General features: G+C 46.5%; 14 protein-coding genes. 8 read left to right on the plus strand and 6 right to left on the minus strand.

From position 1 onward, the window contains the following. Positions 1–66 precede the first annotated feature (66 nt). A complete protein-coding gene (locus Q7V32_RS00320; protein ID WP_304894998.1) occupies positions 67–726 on the plus strand; it encodes a hypothetical protein in 660 nt (219 codons plus the stop codon). Between the two features lie 77 nt (positions 727–803). Here the strand turns inward: Q7V32_RS00320 and Q7V32_RS00325 are convergent, their stop codons facing one another. Both Q7V32_RS00325 and Q7V32_RS00330 read right to left on the minus strand, forming a co-directional pair. Continuing rightward, positions 804–1,361 carry a DUF1415 domain-containing protein gene (locus tag Q7V32_RS00325; protein WP_304894999.1) on the minus strand — a complete coding sequence of 186 codons (558 nt, stop codon included), beginning with the start codon at positions 1,359–1,361 and terminating at the stop codon, positions 804–806. Between the two features lie 57 nt (positions 1,362–1,418). Next, the gene (locus tag Q7V32_RS00330) at positions 1,419–1,871 is read right to left on the minus strand and encodes a CBS domain-containing protein (protein ID WP_304895000.1); all 453 of its coding nucleotides are present in this window, start codon (positions 1,869–1,871) and stop codon (positions 1,419–1,421) included. A 215-nt stretch (positions 1,872–2,086) separates the two neighbouring features. Here Q7V32_RS00330 and adk point away from each other — a divergent pair, with 215 nt between their 5' ends. The 5 genes from adk (at position 2,087) to Q7V32_RS00355 (ending at position 8,838) form a co-directional block, all read left to right on the plus strand. Then, positions 2,087–2,725 (plus strand): adenylate kinase, encoded by a 639-nt coding sequence (gene adk, locus Q7V32_RS00335; protein ID WP_304895001.1) that lies wholly within the window; start codon positions 2,087–2,089, stop codon positions 2,723–2,725. 85 nt (positions 2,726–2,810) lie between these two features. After that, positions 2,811–4,223 carry a 3-isopropylmalate dehydratase large subunit gene (gene leuC / locus Q7V32_RS00340; protein ID WP_304895002.1) on the plus strand — a complete coding sequence of 471 codons (1,413 nt, stop codon included), beginning with the start codon at positions 2,811–2,813 and terminating at the stop codon, positions 4,221–4,223. Positions 4,224–4,225: 2 nt separating this feature from the next. Then, the gene (gene leuD, locus Q7V32_RS00345; protein WP_304895003.1) at positions 4,226–4,861 is read left to right on the plus strand and encodes a 3-isopropylmalate dehydratase small subunit; all 636 of its coding nucleotides are present in this window, start codon (positions 4,226–4,228) and stop codon (positions 4,859–4,861) included. 211 nt (positions 4,862–5,072) lie between these two features. Continuing rightward, positions 5,073–6,095 (plus strand): aspartate-semialdehyde dehydrogenase, encoded by a 1,023-nt coding sequence (locus Q7V32_RS00350; protein WP_304895004.1) that lies wholly within the window; start codon positions 5,073–5,075, stop codon positions 6,093–6,095. Positions 6,096–6,249: 154 nt separating this feature from the next. Then, the gene (locus Q7V32_RS00355; RefSeq protein WP_304895005.1) at positions 6,250–8,838 is read left to right on the plus strand and encodes a FimV/HubP family polar landmark protein; all 2,589 of its coding nucleotides are present in this window, start codon (positions 6,250–6,252) and stop codon (positions 8,836–8,838) included. Between the two features lie 121 nt (positions 8,839–8,959). Here the strand turns inward: Q7V32_RS00355 and Q7V32_RS00360 are convergent, their stop codons facing one another. Further along, on the minus strand, positions 8,960–9,472 hold the full coding sequence (locus Q7V32_RS00360) for a hypothetical protein (RefSeq protein WP_304895006.1): 513 nt from the start codon (positions 9,470–9,472) through the stop codon (positions 8,960–8,962). A 262-nt stretch (positions 9,473–9,734) separates the two neighbouring features. Then, positions 9,735–10,685: a restriction endonuclease gene (locus Q7V32_RS00365; RefSeq protein WP_304895007.1), complete on the minus strand. Its 951-nt coding sequence runs from the start codon at positions 10,683–10,685 to the stop codon at positions 9,735–9,737. A gap of 598 nt (positions 10,686–11,283) precedes the next feature. On the opposite strand from Q7V32_RS00365, the gene Q7V32_RS00370 reads away from it, so the two are divergent. Next, positions 11,284–11,463, plus strand: coding sequence for a hypothetical protein (locus Q7V32_RS00370; protein ID WP_304895008.1), 180 nt, complete (start codon positions 11,284–11,286; stop codon positions 11,461–11,463). A gap of 93 nt (positions 11,464–11,556) precedes the next feature. Next, entirely contained in the window at positions 11,557–11,886 is a 330-nt protein-coding gene (locus tag Q7V32_RS00375; RefSeq protein WP_304895009.1) for a DUF1820 family protein, read from the plus strand. Positions 11,887–11,926: 40 nt separating this feature from the next. Here Q7V32_RS00375 and Q7V32_RS00380 read toward each other — a convergent pair whose 3' ends face one another. Then, complete coding sequence (locus tag Q7V32_RS00380) at positions 11,927–12,946, minus strand: dihydroorotate dehydrogenase-like protein (protein WP_304895010.1); 1,020 nt, start codon at positions 12,944–12,946, stop codon at positions 11,927–11,929. Further along, positions 12,943–16,539: a pyruvate:ferredoxin (flavodoxin) oxidoreductase gene (nifJ, locus tag Q7V32_RS00385; protein ID WP_304895011.1), complete on the minus strand. Its 3,597-nt coding sequence runs from the start codon at positions 16,537–16,539 to the stop codon at positions 12,943–12,945. Before nifJ ends, Q7V32_RS00380 begins: the two co-directional genes overlap by 4 nt. Positions 16,540–16,585: the final 46 nt, after the last annotated feature.

Consider the following 16,585-nt stretch of genomic DNA (forward strand, 5'->3'; position numbering starts at 1 on the left):
ATTTAGTTTATACTAGCGGGCAGTAAGTAAGTTGTTTTTGATTTTTTAACCAGTCGGAGAAAGTGTATGAGAAAAATTACCCCCAGTAGCGCGATGCTCGCGGGCTTATTAATGGCAAGTGCCGGCTCTGCAAGTGCAGGCACCGTGACATTTAATTCTTTTGACCAATACGGTTCTGACTTTGTTAATTATGTTGTTACTATTGACGATTTGACTGAAAATGTTTTTACTGTCAATGTAAAAATTGCTGAGAACAGTCCAAATAGCGGCGACATTCTGGGTATCGCATTTGACTTGAATTATGAGTTCACAGACAAAAATTTAAATATAAAAGGTAGCGATATTACCAAAATCGGTTTTAATACTTTGAATAATCAAGGTGGCAACAATTTCAATGGTTCAGGCGCTAATTTGTTTTCCGGTGGCACGCCTGATGTACTGTTGACTATTGGCAGATCAGGCTCGGGTTTTGATTTTATCACTCAAACCAGTTTTACCATCGCCAGCTTGGGTAATGCTTTAGACGCAGCTTTTTCTGAAACTGTATTCGGAATCAGAGCTCAGACAGTTGGACTCAATGGCAATGGTAGTTCAAAAGATATTGCCTCGTTCTCTACTTTTGAAGGCGCGCCTGTTCCTGTTCCAGCAGCTGTTTGGTTCATGGGTACGGGGTTATTGGGATTGTTAGGCTTTGCCCGTGCACGTAAAACGGCTGTTGCTGCTTAATAAAATTCGCTGATAAGAAAAGATTCCACGTGTGACTAAAAAGCCCGCCCTTGAATACAAGGGCGGGCTTTTTATTTTTAAGCGTTATTATTTTTCGTGTAACAGGCTGCGAGACGTTTTTGCATTTGCTCCAAACCTAATTTTCTGGTCAAAGCTATATTGTTTTCGGGGATTAAGCTCGCATCAGGGTGTTGCGCTATCGCCATTTCCAGGTCGCTCTCTCTCAGCAGGTGCAGCATGGGATAAGGTGACCGGTTAGTGAAGTTGGCGGGGTCGCTGTCATCACAACTATCAAACCGGTAATCAGGATGAAAGCTTGCCAGCTGATAAATGCCTTCATAACCGTTATCGAGCAGCAAGTCCTCGGCTAATCCAAGTAGTTCCAGATAGTCATCGAATTCAGAGAAAGCCTCGGCATAAATCAACAAAGTTGTTGCGATATCGGGGTTTTTATCCAGTCGTTTAAACTCATCAAGCAGCAGGTCCAGGCAATATGCGGTATTAAGCTCAAAGCAGATGCTGTAACGGATACGCTTTTGTTCATGAACTTTACGCGCGAAAGGGCACAGATTTAAGTCGATGACGACGGTTTCCAGCCAATACCGGGTCTGTTCGGTTATTTCTTCAGGCGACACGTATTTTTATTTTTAAAGATAAATAAAAAAGCCCCGAAGGGCTTTTTGTTTTAAAGCTTAAGTATGGCTGACGCCGTCAGAGATACGTTCTTCTCGTGCTTCATTGGCTTTTTGAATCTTTGCAAAAACCCTCAGAATATCGGTGGCCGAGACAATGCCGACTAATTTATGATTCTGGTCAACCACTGGTAATGCGCCAACTTTGTTTTCAGCCATAATTCCGGCCGCTTCTGACGCATAGGTTTCAGGGTTAACGGTTAATACGCCCCGGCGCATAATGTGTTGAACTTTTTGGGGAATGACATGGAGTAAAGTTGATCCTTCAACCGGTTCAATCGATTTGGAATTGCTTTTAGGCCCCAGCGCTTTGTATAAATCCCTATCAGAGACAATGCCAATCACTTTACCTTTTTCAGTCACGGGTAAATGCCTGACTTTTTCGTAATGGATCAAGAAAAAGACGCGATCAACCATGTCATGCTGGTCAACCGTGAATACTTTAGTTGTCATTAAATCTGCAACGCGCATGTAACTTTACTCCTAAGTTTTATAAAACCGGCTAAGAATAGGGAAATAATCATATTTTTACAAGAGTTAATAGATGTTCTGATATAAAATGGAGTGTTTAATTCTATTGACTTTCTGCTGGTGTATCGACGCGGTATTTTTACTTTACACCAGTCTGAACGTTTCCAAATACAATAATAACCACATTGGAGTTAGTTATGCGCATCATTCTTTTGGGCAGTCCAGGTTCCGGCAAGGGAACTCAGGCCCAGTTTATTACCGAACGATTCAAGATTCCTCAAATATCGACCGGTGACATGCTGCGTGCAGCAGTGCGCGAGGGAACCCCACTGGGGATTGAGGCCAAAAAGGTAATGGATGCGGGCGGCTTGGTTTCCGACGATATCATTTTGGGCCTTATCAAAGAACGTATTACGTTGCCCGATTGTAGCAATGGTTTTTTACTGGATGGTTTTCCCCGGACCATCGCTCAGGCGGAAGGCTTAATGAGCATGGGTGTGGTGATCGATCAGGTCATAGAGATCGTTGTTGAAGATGAAGACATCGTCAAACGAATGAGTGGCAGACGGGTTCACCCGGGTTCCGGACGAACCTATCATATCGAATATAATCCGCCCAAAAATGAGGGTGTTGATGATGTGACAGGGGAACCCTTGATTCAGCGTGATGATGACAAAGAAGAAACCGTTCGAAAACGTTTGAGTGTCTACCATGAACAAACCAAGCCTTTGGTGGGCTTCTACTCGGCACCGGAGCGTTCTAACCGGTTTGCTTCCATTGAGGGAGTAGGCACCGTAGATGAAATCACTCAGAAAGTATTTGCCATATTGAGCTGATTAAATTGTTTCCGGTTTAACCGCTAAACGGCTTGCCGGTTTTTTCTTCATTGCCGGCAGTCCGGCGTAATTCATTGATAAAGCTATGCCAGGTAAAACTTTATACGACAAATTATGGGACGATCATGTGGTTTATACGGACGAAGACGGTTCCGCGTTGATTTATATCGATCGCCAATTGGTCCATGAGGTCACTTCGCCTCAAGCCTTTGAAGGACTTCGTTTGGCAGGGCGTCAGCCTTGGCGCAGATCCAGAAATCTGGCCGTCGCCGACCATAACGTACCAACGACCGATAGGGATAAGGGGATTGCCGATCCGATCTCACGCTTACAGGTTGAGACGCTGGATCAAAATTGCACGGAATTTGGAATAACCGAATTTAATATGACGGATATCAGGCAAGGTATCGTGCATGTTGTCGGGCCCGAGCAAGGGGCGACCTTGCCCGGAATGACCGTGGTCTGTGGTGACTCTCATACCTCGACACACGGTGCTTCGGGGGCGTTGGCGTTCGGTATCGGAACTTCCGAAGTCGAACATGTTTTAGCAACGCAATGTCTGGTGCAGAAAAAAGCCAAGAACCTGCTGATTAAGGTTGAAGGTCAAGTCGGACCGGGTGTCACGGCAAAAGATATCGTGCTGGCAATCATCGGTAAAATCGGCACTGCAGGCGGTAACGGTTACACCATTGAGTTTGCCGGTTCAGCCATCAGAGCCTTGTCCATGGAAGGGCGCATGACCGTCTGTAATATGGCGATTGAAGCAGGTGCGCGAGCCGGTTTGATCGGCGTTGATGAGATTACCATTGACTATTACCGCGATAGACCTTTTGCTCCGAAAGGAAGCGACTGGTTTATGGCTGAACGCTTGTGGCGTTTGCTTCATTCGGATGCCGATGCGGTGTTCGATAAAGTGGTTGAACTGGATGCAACGCAAATCAAGCCGCAAGTGACCTGGGGAACCTCGCCTGAATTAGTCGTGCCGGTTGATGCATCAGTGCCTGATCCAAGCCTTGAAACCGATCCGGTCAAAAAGGAGAGCATGCTGCGTGCCTTGCAATACATGGATCTTAAAGCCGGTCAGGCTATAACCGGCATTTATCTCGATAAAATATTCATTGGATCTTGCACAAACTCGCGTATTGAAGATTTGCGAGCAGCGGCTGAAGTGGCAAAAGGGAAAAAGATTGCAGCCAATATCAAACTGGCCATGGTCGTTCCTGGGTCCGGTCTGGTCAAGCAGCAGGCTGAAGCCGAAGGCTTGGATAAGGTGTTTATAGAAGCTGGTTTTGAATGGCGCGATCCGGGTTGCTCAATGTGCCTGGCGATGAATGCCGATAAACTGGACCCCGGCGAGCGTTGTGCCTCAACTTCCAATCGAAACTTTGAAGGCCGGCAGGGATACGGAGGCAGAACACATCTGGTCAGTCCCGCAATGGCTGCAGCTGCAGCAATCGCAGGCCATTTCGTTGATGTCAGCAAACTGAGCGGTAATTAACCATGAAACCATTTACCAGACTAACTGCATTAGTGGCTCCGCTAGATCGGGCAAATGTCGATACCGACGCGATAATTCCCAAACAGTTTTTAAAATCTATTCGTCGTTCAGGTTTTGGGCCTTTTCTTTTCGATGAATGGCGTTATCTGGATAGAGGCGAGCCAGAGATGGATTGTACTCATCGCCCTATAAATCCGGATTTTGTTTTAAACAAGCCGGAGTACCAAGGTGTTGAGATATTGTTGACGCGTGAGAATTTCGGCTGTGGATCTTCACGGGAACATGCTCCTTGGGCACTCGAGGACTTTGGTTTTAGAGCGATCATCGCAACCAGTTTTGCCGATATTTTTTATAACAACTGCTTTAAAAATGGACTATTGCCGATTGTGCTCGATAGCGCCATCGTTGATGACTTGTTTCATGAACAGGGTAAGGGTTATCAACTGACCATTGATCTTGAAACTCAGACAATAACAACGCCAAGCGCTAATACAATATCATTCGAGATCGATTCAGCCCGAAAATACCGACTTTTAAATGGTCTGGATGATATAGCCTTAACCCTGCTTCACGCTGATTCAATCAAAGCTTATGAAGTTGAGCGTGCAAAACGGGCTCCTTGGTTATTTGCAGATTGATACCTTATAAGATTGCTCAACGAGCTTGTAAGCATTGAAAAAAACTTGGCCTGTTAAAAATCAGGCCATAACAGACGCTTTATAGATCAGAAATCACTGCTTTAGTTTCCTGGGCGCCTATAGCAGATAGATATTCTAAAGGCACAATAAGAATCAGCATCACCGAACGGGCGATGCCGTTAAATCAGCATTAACACACGAGAAATAAACAATGACAAAACTTTATAACGTCGCAGTCGTAGGTGCAACAGGCGCTGTCGGTGAAGCGATGCTATCGATATTAGAAGAACGCAATTTTCCGGTGGGTGAGGTCTATGCGCTGGCCAGCAGTCGTTCCGAAGGAAAACGAATCCACTTTAAAGGCTCCTATCTAAAAGTACAGGATTTAGCCGATTTTGATTTTTCCAAAGTACAAATCGGTTTATTTTCTCCCGGCGCATCGGTATCGGCAGAATATGCGCCCAAAGCCGCAGCCGCCGGCTGTATCGTGATAGATAACACATCACAGTTTCGATACGACGATGACATTCCTTTGGTGGTCCCTGAAGTCAATCCTCATCGAATTGCCGATTATAAAAACAGAGGCATCATTGCCAACCCAAATTGCTCAACGATTCAAATGCTGGTCGCGTTAAAACCCATTTATGACGCGGTGGGCATTGATCGCATCAATGTGTGCACGTATCAGGCTGTCTCAGGAACGGGCAAAGAGGCCATCGAAGAATTGGTTCAGCAGACAGCTGCGTTATTAAACGGCAAGCCGGCTCAGTCGTCGGTTTATCCTAAACAGATTGCATTTAACGTGTTGCCGCAAATTGATGTGTTTATGGATAATGGCTACACCAAAGAAGAAATGAAAATGGTCTGGGAAACGCGAAAAATCATGGAGGATGATAGCATTCAGGTCAATCCTACTGCTGTCCGGGTTCCTGTGTTCTATGGGCATTCCGAAGCGGTCCATATTGAGACGCGCAAAAAAATAGATGCGGAAACCGCAAGAAAGTTACTGGCCCGTGCGCCTGGTGTTACGGTAATGGACGCGCGCAAGGATGGCGGCTACCCCACGGCAGTAACCGAATCTTCCGGGCATGATAATGTTTTTGTCGGTCGCATCAGAGAAGACATTTCGCATCCATTAGGCTTGGATCTTTGGGTTGTAGGGGATAACGTTAGGAAAGGTGCGGCCTTGAACAGTGTGCAAATAGCCGAAGAGCTGGTAAAAAATTACATCTAAGCTAAGCTTATTTCTGTATTTGGCTGATCCGAGTTTAGACAGTGGTAAATGTGTATAGAAGGAGAACAATGTGCGCAATTTGACTAGAACTTTAGCGCTTGTATCGTTGCTGACACCTACGAGCGCGCTCCCATTAGGGTTAGGGGAGATCAAATTGCACTCGGCTCTGAATCAGAATTTAAACGCTGAAATTGCACTGCAGCTTTCAGGTGATGAAAATGCATCTGATATTCAAGTCAGACTGGCCTCTCCCGACAAGTTCGATGAGGCCGGTTTATCTTGGGCGGGCTTTCTTTCCAAAATCAGGTTTGATCTGATTACCAAGCCTAATGGGGCTGTCGTTGTCAGGTTAACTTCCTCCGAGGCATTGAGAGAGCCTTTTTTGGATTTCCTGCTTCAGGTCACGTGGCCTAAAGGCAATATTTATCGGGAATTTACTGTTTTGGTTGATCCTCCTGCAACCTATCAACAGCCCGTAGTTCCTGTATTTTCCGCTCCAGAATCCCGTTTTGAGCCGTCTGCAAGATCAGCCGAAAGTTATGACTACACGCCAAGACCAAGACGTACTTCCAAACCTGCCGATCCGAATGTTTATGGACCTGTAGGTCGTTCCGATACCTTATGGACCGTCGCATCAAAAATAAACCGGGCTAAAGATGCTTCGGTAGAGCAGGTCATGATGGCGTTGTTTGAAGCCAACCCCCAGGCTTTCTTTAAGGACAACGTCAATGCGTTGACGGCCGGAACCCGGCTTAAAATTCCCAGTAAAGACGTCATATTGAAACTGAGCAGGCAGGATGCGATTGCTGAGTTTCAAAAACATAATCAGGCATGGAAAAGCGGATTAAGCAGGCAACGCGCTGAAGTTGAAAAACCGGTGCAGGAAACTGTTGAGAACGAGTTAAAACTGGTTGCTCCAACGGCTGCCGACGTTGCCGATACGGACAATGTCGTCAGTGGCAATCAGGAGGACGGAAGCCTCAAGGGCAGCGTTTCTCCGTCAGCAACAGGCCAGGCACCTGATGCGCAGAACAAGGCTCAGTCAGATCTGCAAGTCAGAATGGAGAAGCTTGAACAACAATTGGCGGTTATGCAGCAGCTGTTGGCATTGAAGGATGAGCAGCTTGCGGCCCTACAAAATAAGGAAAAGGCTTCAGATCTCCAAACTGTCCCTGTTGAACCGAATAAAATCATCGAACCGGTTGTTGTGGTTCCTGTAACTCCGATTCAGCCGCAACCTATACCCACTGTTAAACCGGCTCCGGTTAAACCCAAACCTTTACCGGTCCCTGTTAAGGCGCCTGAACCTGAATCGAGCTTTTTCTCGGACTATTATTACGAACTGCTCTCGCTACTTGGATTGGGCGTGTTGGGCGGGGTTGGCTGGTACGCTTTAAGAAAACGTCAAGCGCAGGCTGAAGAAGAAATTCATAGCATGTTCGCCGCCTCATCCGAGATCAGTTTGCCTGATCTTGAAGAGCAGCTTAATGTGCCTTCGATAGAAGATGCCTCAAGTTATGACGTAGGTACCGTGGGAGAGAGTTCATTTTTAAGTGAATTCACGCCCAGTGATTTCGATGCTTTTGACACGGATCAACACGAAGTTGACCCAATCTCCGAGGCGGATGTTTACCTGGCTTACGGCCGTTATCAGCAAGCTGAAGAATTGATTCGCCATGCTATTTCTGATGCTCCGGACAATAATGTACTGAAATTAAAGTTGCTGGAAATTTTCTATGCCAATGAAAACAAAGAGGCATTTGAACAATACGTCAGTGAGTTAAAGCGGTCCGGCAAACAGCAAGACCAAGATTTTTGGGCTAAAGTCAATGAGATGTCCAATGAAATAAGCCCCGACAACGGAATCCCCGCATCCGGCTCACCAAGCAGAAATGAAACGGTAGCGGATCTTGATTTCGGCACAGATTTTACCTCTGAACTAGAAGCGCTAGCTGAAATAGAGCCGGACGATGTCTCGTTCAGTCCGGTTGAGAGTAAAGAAGACGATGCTTTTGACTTTGACCTGCCGGTTTTCGATAAAACAGACTTGAAAACACCGGATACCTTAAAAGTTGAAAATGTAACCGATGCTGATGAGGGCCTGGATTTTGACTTTAACTTGAGTGAATTTGAAGAGATTGACTCGATTTCAGTAGCCAAGAAAAGTCAGGATAAAACTGAGATTCAAGATAATTCAATTGAATTTGATTTTACGGCAATTAACGATTCATCTGAGAGTGATTCAGCCAAAGATGATGCATCTTATGCGGAAGATATAGAAAGTTTTGATTTTGATTTTAGTATTCCAGAGCTCGATAGCAGTGATGCGAAGAGTCCGGAACCAAAGGTGGATGTTAAACTTCCGCCTGACTTAGACTTTGATTTATTCGACACGCCTGATTTTAGCAAGAAAGAAAGCCCGGAAGAATCAAACGGTCTAAATTTATCTGACGATAGCGTTGCGAATGAAAATGAACAATTTGATTTTAATTTCAACTTTGATTTCGATGAGGATAAAAAGCCGAATAAGGTGAGCGAGGATGAATCTGTTTCGCTAGACCTGGATTTCGGTGTTTCAGATCTCACGGATATGGATGAATTTGAAACTAAAATTGATTTGGCAAGAGCCTATATTGATATGGGTGATGCCGAAGCCGCGATGGGACTGGCAAACGAAGTTGTTCTGAACGGAAATCCTGAACAGAAAAAGCAGGCTCAAGCCATATTGGATAAACTCGGCTAGCTAAAGGCGACTTTAGCCGAGTTAGGCCAAAACAGAAAAAGCCCGGAAGGGCTTTTTTTGTTTTCAGGAGTATGGTGGTAAAACAGCGGGGAAAATATAAGGTCTGAGCCAGAACCTGCTTTTATGCCGCCAATGTTTCTACAATATTGCCCCGACGCTGCAAGACGGTAATGCCTTGTTCTAATGCCATTTGCTTAACATCGTCTTCTAGGGCAAAAGTCGCTAATGCTAAATGAATCTTATAGTTCTGGTATTCAGGAAATAATTTTATAAAATTAGCCAGTTTACGGCCTAATAAACAATCGATATCTTTAGGATGTACGCGGTATTTAACTTCCACAATAAATACATCCTTGCCGTTGACCAGCAATAAATCGTATTCCTCTTCAATGGCGCCTTTGCTTCGGGTGATATTTTTCTCAATAAAATCAAACTGAATACCGTTTAATTCCAGCTTATGTTTGAGCGAGTTGTAATAAAACTCTTCGGCAACTTTACCTTGATTATTACCGACGCCCCCATACATGTCGGCCAGTTTGCTTAATTTAGCATCCGTTTTAGCTAGCTGTGCATCCGTTTTGGCCTGCGACAGCGCTAAATTAGCAACAATTTCACGCAATTCGTCATCGGTCATAGCAACTTACCTAAAGTGATTAAGTCATTTCGGCCATTATAGCGATGGGTCATTGCTAATCAAATTTAAATATGTGCATCTATGCGTAAGACTCAAAATGCTTGATTGCAAGACATGAACGCATGCTCTCCGTCTTTATTTATATTGATTCGCGATATGACTACCGCGAATAGTTTTGGGCCAACTCTGAATAGCTGCTCTGCAGGATGCGGTTCCTATCTTCACCGCATTCTACGGCGCTGCGTAAAATTTCGGCTATGCATTACTCGCTATCAAAATAGTCAGAGTCCAGTTTTTTAACTTCGTACTGACCAACCGTTGAAACACCAACATTATGTTCAGCCATTAATTTTGAAAGATGTCCTCCATCAATTAAAATTATTTTAGTTTCAATAACCGAGGCATATTCTCTTGCCTCTTTTGTAAATGATGATGTTGTTATGAATACGCCTTTTCTTGCGCGCTGTCCTTGTAACGCCCCGGCGAATTTCTGTATTTCTGGGCGTCCAACCACACCTTCCCATCGTTTGGCTTGTATATAAATAACATCTAAGCCAAGTCGATCTTCGTTAATGATCCCATCTATTCCACCGTCACCGCTTTTACCAAGTGCTCTTCCTGCATCTTGTCGATTGCCGCCATACCCCATTTTGACGAGCAAATCGACAACTACGCGCTCAAAGAATGAAGGTGAAGATTCTTTGACTGCGATTAGAATCTCAGATTCGAGCGTTAACCGAAGCATATTGTATGCAGATGCGAGGGCATCCTCTGGCGTCAATGTCGATTCTTTCTCTGGGGCGGGCGTTACCCCTGCTTCATCTTGGTCGCCTTTTTCCTTTTTTCGGTTTTTGAATTCGATAAATTCAGGAAATTGCTCAAGAGTCGAAACATCAATGCGCGAAGGGTTGGTTGCGAGTAATTCATTCCCTGTTTTTGTAATTGTAAATAATCCACGTCTTGGTGACGCTAACAAGCCTGCCTGTTTTAGGTAAGAACGAGCCCAGCCTACACGATTGTTAAAAACGGCTTGACTGCCACTTGGAAGGAGTTCATTTCTTTCTTCTGTCGAAAGATTGAACTTATCAGCTAGTTCTTCAACTGCCTGACTGAATTTATGTTCTTTACCGTCTGACGCCAATTTCAATACTGGTAGCATTAGCGTTTGGTAGTCTGGAATCGTCACAAGATTTGGTTTTCCTAATTTATGCATAACGGAGAGCTAACCGGTGCTGCGCAGCCCAGTAGGTCGGGCACATGCTTTTCGTGCCTGAGATTTCAATACTTCAATGTAGCAACGAATTGTGGTTTTACTACTGGCATTTTATCATTGAACACAGCAATGTCGGGCAACGATAAAACTGTTGCCAACCTACACTTGGATTGTTGATATGCGATATCGCCGCGCCAAAACGCCGAGTGCTATCTATTATTTACGGTTGCGATTTTCCGGCGGCGCAAAATTCTGTTCGAACCGAAAAACCCTGCGTTGTTGCGAGCGGCATTCCCTATGTCAAAAATGCGCCATCCATTGAGTATCGATGCCTTTGTGCGGTCACTTTCGACGTGAAGCCTCGGTTCATATGAGGCCGATAGCCAAGCTCAATATTGCTGAATCTTAACGTTCTTAAACACCCCCCAATGGCTGCGACTGAAGTTATTGTTCACCAACCTATGACTTCTTTATTTTTGGACCTGACCATATGTGGTGTTTATATTTTCATGACCATGATCAAACTCGCTTTGTCAGCTCAAGACCGGTATTATCTTGCAAGATCACAGTCCAATACATGTGATTTATCTGTGTCAAAATGAAGCCTGATTATAAAGATCAATCAGTTCAGTCAAAAATCGTCATCTCGGCAGGGATTGCCGATATCCGGATGCCTGGGATGGCGAGCGCCGAACACCTCCTTGTGCTCTGGATTCCGGCAATCCCTGCCGGAAAGACGTTGTTGCTGAAGCATCTTTATAATCAGGAAATGAAATGAACCCCGGATTCACTTTTGGATACCTGGTAAAGCTCAGTATTCAATGCGTGTAAAACAGTCGAGTTAGACTCCCTTTTTTAACTACTTTTTGAAATGTCGGATAAACACTCATACAAGGTTGTTTTTGTCAATCAAGATCAGATCTATGAAATCTACGCTAAAAATGTCTATCAAAGTGATATTTATGGTTTCGTGACGGTAGAAGATTTCGTTTTTGGTGAGAAAAGCTCCATTTTGATTGATCCTACCGAGGAAAAATTGCGGTCAGAGTTTGAAAACGTTAATCGCTCCTTTATACCGATGCACAAAATAATCCGGATAGATCAGGTCAAAAAGCGTGGACCGGCCAAAATATTCGCCGGAGAATCACCAGCCTCTCCGGCGGGAAATGTCTCCTCACTTTATCCCATCGATAAAAAGTAGAGAGCGACATCCGGCCTTTGGCTATCCATTCAGTTGACAGTTAGCTTCTAACCCCTTCCGAACGGCTGTAACCGTCAAGCAGGTTGATGTAATTTGACCTTTCAAAAATCTGCGGGTTTGCGATCTGTTTTTGGCTCAATAATCCTTTGATTTCGGATACGGCCCCATATTCTTTCGTTTCAAGCCAGCGAGTCAGATCCTCTTTGATGATGCTCAGATAGGCAGGGCCGTGCTCGAGCAGGACTGAACATAACTGAACGGCATCGGCTCCGGCGAGCAGTAATTTCAACACATCGTTAGCATTGTGCGCGCCGCTGGTTGTCGCCAGGGACAAATTGAGTTTTCCATACAATAACGCGACCCAGCGTAATGACAGTTGAATGTCCGCTGAGCGAGACCATTGCAGTTGCGAGATGACTTGTAGCGTATCCAGATCGATATCGGGTTGGTAAAAGCGGTTAAACAAAACCACGCCATCAGCACCGGCCTGATCGAGTCGCCTAATAAAATGCGCCGGACTGCTGAAATAGGGCGATATTTTCATCGCAATTGGAATGGATACTTTCCGGCGCAAGGCTTTAAGTAATTCCACATACCGCGATTCTATCGCTTCTCCGGATTCCTCAATGCTACTGCTCAGATAATAGACATTTAACTCCAGAGCATCCGCGCCCGCTTCCTGAAGTAATTTGCCGTGGTCAATCCAGCCATCCAGCGAGACGCCATTGAGGCTGGCAATAACCGGGATATCCAGCGCTTTTTTTAATGCGCTCAACTGATTAAGGTACTGATCCAAGCCGTGCTCAAACCGGTCATCAAAGGGCAGAAAACTATCAGCTTCACCAAAGCCAATGTCTTGATGGATCATGAAGCGTGCGGTTTCCTCTTCTTGATGGCGCAGTTCTTCCTCAAACAACGAATACATGACAATTGCCGCCGCGCCCGCGTCCTCCAGTTGTCTGGCGCTGCCAATGCTGCGCGATAGCGGCGAAGCCGAGGCGATCAGCGGATTAGCCAGTTTCAAGCCTAAATAGTCGGTGCTCAGATCGATGCTGTTCATGATTTTTCTCCTTTGGTATCGGCTTTCTTTTCAAAGCGCTTATCCGCCAAGTCCCGGTAATACTGGTAACGTTTATTCACATCCTGTTGTGATTGGCGCATGAATTTTTCAGATTCGTCCGGATGGGTTCGGCTGAGCATGCTGAACCGGGCTTCCGTCATCGCATAATCCCGGAATGGAATGGACGGTTTCTGACTGTCCAATTGCAAGGGGTTGCGGCCTGAGTCGATGATCCGGGGGTCGTATCGTAACAGCGGCCAGTGTCCGGAGCGAACGGCCATATCCTGTTGTCGCAGATTGTTCGATAGGTCGACACCATGAGCAATACACGGACTGTAAGCAATGATCAATGAAGTGCCTGGATAGGATTCGGCTTCAAGAAAAGCGCGCAGGGTCTGGGTGTCTTTTGCTCCAAACGCTACTTGCGCGACATAGACCTGTTCATAATCTATAGCCAGTCTGGCCAGATCTTTTTTCGGCGTACTTTTGCCTCCGGCAGAATACTTTGCAATAGCGCCGCGCGGTGTCGATTTGGATGTTTGGCCGCCGGTGTTGGAATAAACTTCGGTGTCCAATAACAGAATATTCACATCGCGACCCGCCGCGAATACATGATCCAAACCGCCAAAACCGATATCGTATCCCCAGCCGTCGCCCCCTATGATCCAGGCACTGCGTTTAATCAACGTGTCGATGACGCTCAGCAGGTATTTGGGCGGGTCTCCCGGTAATTCGGCCAGTCTGTGTTTTAATTGTTCGACCCGCTCACGTTGCTCATAAATGCCCGCCTCATCATTTTGATCAGCGTGGAGGGTGGCATCTACCAGTTCCGAACCGGCCATTTCGCGTAATGACAACAGTAATTCGGCCGCATACTCTCTTTGTTTATCGATGGCTACGCGCATGCCCAAGCCAAATTCAGCGTTGTCTTCGAAGAGCGAGTTAGACCAGGCTGGTCCCCGGCCTTGTGCATTTTTTGTCCACGGCGTTGTCGGCAGGTTGCCGCCGTAAATAGATGAACAACCGGTCGCATTGGCGACGACCATGCGGTCGCCGAATAACTGGGTCGCGAGACGGATATAAGGCGTTTCACCACAGCCGACGCAGGCACTTGAAAACTCAAACAACGGTTGCAGATGCATGGCTTCAGGGATTTTGTTGTGATGCAATCCGGCACGGGCGTATTCGGGCAACTGCTCGAAAAAATCCCAGTTGATGCTTTCCTGTTCACGCAAGGGCGGTTGGGCTGCCATATTCAAGGCTTTGCGAGCGGGATTTTCCCGGTCGCGAATCGGGCAGACTTCAACGCAAAGATTACACCCGGTACAGTCTTCAGGAGAGACCTGATAACTGATCTGAAGGCCGTTGCCAAATGCTTTGCTTAGCAACGGAACATGCTTGAACGTCTCGGGTGCATTGGCAACGCTGTCATCGGTAAATAATTTGCTGCGGATCACCGAATGAGGGCAAACGAAGACACACTTGCCGCATTGCGTACAAATATCCGGCTCCCAAACCGGAATCTGCAATGCCAGATTGCGTTTATCCAGGCGGGATGTGCCGGTAGGAAATGTGCCGTCAGCGGATAAGCGGCTGACCGGAATGGCGTCACCCCGACCGGACATGATTTCGCCGGTAACTTCACGTATGAAAGACGGCGCATCGTCCGAGACAGAATGCGGTATTTCATGAGTGCTAGTCACTTGAGCCGGAACGGCTACTTTGTGGAGTCCGGCCACTGCTGCATCAATGGCTTTTAAATTGGCATCCAGAATCCGTTTTCCGGCTTTTGCATAGGTTTTTTGCACCGCATTCTTGATTGCGTCAATCGCTTCAGTTTTAGGAATAATACTGACCAAGGCAAAAAAACAGCTTTGCATAACGGTATTGATCAAGCGGCCCATGCCGCAGGATTGAGCGATGGCATAAGCATCGATCACATAAAACTCGATTTGCTTTCCTATCAGCGTGGTTTGCATGGAACGAGGCAATGAAGACCACACTTCATCAACCGGTAAAGCGGTGTTTAGCAAAAAAACACTGCCAAAAGCGGCTTTATCCAGCATCGGGTAACGTTCAAGAAAAACGGGCTGATGACAGGCGACAAAGCGGGCTTCGTGATCTTCAATCAGATAACTGGAGCGAATCTTTTCGCTGCCAAAGCGCAAATGTGAAACAGTCACCGCGCCGGCTTTTTTGGAATCGTAGACAAAATAACCTTGAGCGTAGCCTTGGGTTTTATCGCCGATAATTTTAATTGAATTTTTATTCGCGCTGACCGTGCCGTCACTGCCTAAGCCATAAAAAATGGCACTGAACGTTCGTTTGGAGGCTTCGCTTCTAAATGAGGAGTCCCAGGACAGGCTGGTATGACTGATATCATCGATGATACCGATCGTGAACGGTTGTTTGGGCTGAGCCTGGTTCAATTCATCATAAATTGCTTTGACCATGCCCGGCGTAAGTTCTTTGGATGACAAGCCGTAGCGGCCGCCGATGACCCGGGGCAGGCGGCTAAAACGCGGATGATCGCTCATCTGATCCTGCGCCAAAGCGGTGATTACATCTTTATACAGGGGCTCTCCATCGGCCCCGGGTTCCTTGGTTCTATCCAAAACCGCGATGCTGCGAACAGTTTCAGGAAGGGCAGCCAGAAGGGTTTCAGGGCAAAATGGCCGATACAGCCGGACTTTCAACAGCCCGTTTTTTTCGCCGCTGTCGTTCAGGTGATTTAGCGTTTCTTCAACAGTTTCTGCGCCTGAGCCCATGAGAATGATAACTTTGTTCGCATCTGCAGGGCCGGTATAGTCAAAAATATGATAGTGACGACCGGTTAATGCTCCGAAGCGATCCATGATTTCTTGAACGATACCCGGCATGGCTTGATAGAAAGGCGTCACCGTCTCCCTCGCCTGAAAAAACACATCAGGATTTTGTGTGCTGCCGCGTAACACCGGATGTTCCGGCGATAATGCCCGCAGGCGGTGTGCCTGAACAAGATCGTCATCGATTAGCGCCCGCACGGTTTCGGTACTGACCGGCTCTATACTGGCAACCTCGTGCGAAGTTCTAAATCCGTCAAAGAAATGGAGGATAGGAATGCGGGCTTTAAGTGTCGCTGCTTGAGCAATCAATGCAAAATCCATGACCTCCTGAACGGAATTGGAGGCCAGGAAGGCAAAGCCTGTCGCTCGTGCCGACATCACATCGCTGTGGTCACCAAAAATGGACAAAGCCTGATTGGCTATAGACCGCGCCGCGATATGAAAAACGGCCGGCGTGAGTTCTCCGGCAATCTTATACATGTTGGGAATCATCAGCAGCAAGCCCTGGGAGGCGGTAAACGTAGTTGCCAGCGCGCCATTCTGCAATGCGCCGTGTATGGCACCGGCAGCACCGCCTTCGCTTTGCATTTCTATGACACTGGGTGTCGTGCCCCAGATGTTTTTGCGATTTTCTGATGCCCATTTGTCGGCCAATTCGCCCATGGGTGATGCGGGAGTAATGGGGTAAATGGCAATGACTTCGTTGGTTAAATAAGCGACATGGGCCGCCGCTTCATTGCCGTCAATCGTGATTTTAGAGTTATGCATAGCAGCCATCCTTTTAGGCGGGTTAGACTTTAGTCATGCCGTGAAT

Source organism: Methylicorpusculum sp., assembly GCF_030651835.1.
GTDB lineage: Bacteria > Pseudomonadota > Gammaproteobacteria > Methylococcales > Methylomonadaceae > Methylicorpusculum.

What these genes read in the sequence shown, in the direction of transcription:
- Q7V32_RS00320 (WP_304894998.1), top strand. Translation starts at nt 67, where the DNA reads ATGAGAAAAATTACCCCCAGTAGCGCGATGCTCGCGGGCTTATTAATG.
- Q7V32_RS00330 (WP_304895000.1), bottom strand. Translation starts at nt 1,871, where the DNA reads ATGACAACTAAAGTATTCACGGTTGACCAGCATGACATGGTTGATCGC.
- adk (WP_304895001.1), top strand. Translation starts at nt 2,087, where the DNA reads ATGCGCATCATTCTTTTGGGCAGTCCAGGTTCCGGCAAGGGAACTCAG.
- leuC (WP_304895002.1), top strand. Translation starts at nt 2,811, where the DNA reads ATGCCAGGTAAAACTTTATACGACAAATTATGGGACGATCATGTGGTT.
- leuD (WP_304895003.1), top strand. Translation starts at nt 4,226, where the DNA reads ATGAAACCATTTACCAGACTAACTGCATTAGTGGCTCCGCTAGATCGG.
- Q7V32_RS00350 (WP_304895004.1), top strand. Translation starts at nt 5,073, where the DNA reads ATGACAAAACTTTATAACGTCGCAGTCGTAGGTGCAACAGGCGCTGTC.
- Q7V32_RS00360 (WP_304895006.1), bottom strand. Translation starts at nt 9,472, where the DNA reads ATGACCGATGACGAATTGCGTGAAATTGTTGCTAATTTAGCGCTGTCG.
- Q7V32_RS00365 (WP_304895007.1), bottom strand. Translation starts at nt 10,685, where the DNA reads ATGCATAAATTAGGAAAACCAAATCTTGTGACGATTCCAGACTACCAA.
- Q7V32_RS00370 (WP_304895008.1), top strand. Translation starts at nt 11,284, where the DNA reads ATGAAGCCTGATTATAAAGATCAATCAGTTCAGTCAAAAATCGTCATC.
- Q7V32_RS00375 (WP_304895009.1), top strand. Translation starts at nt 11,557, where the DNA reads ATGTCGGATAAACACTCATACAAGGTTGTTTTTGTCAATCAAGATCAG.
- Q7V32_RS00380 (WP_304895010.1), bottom strand. Translation starts at nt 12,946, where the DNA reads ATGAACAGCATCGATCTGAGCACCGACTATTTAGGCTTGAAACTGGCT.
- nifJ (WP_304895011.1), bottom strand. Translation starts at nt 16,539, where the DNA reads ATGCATAACTCTAAAATCACGATTGACGGCAATGAAGCGGCGGCCCAT.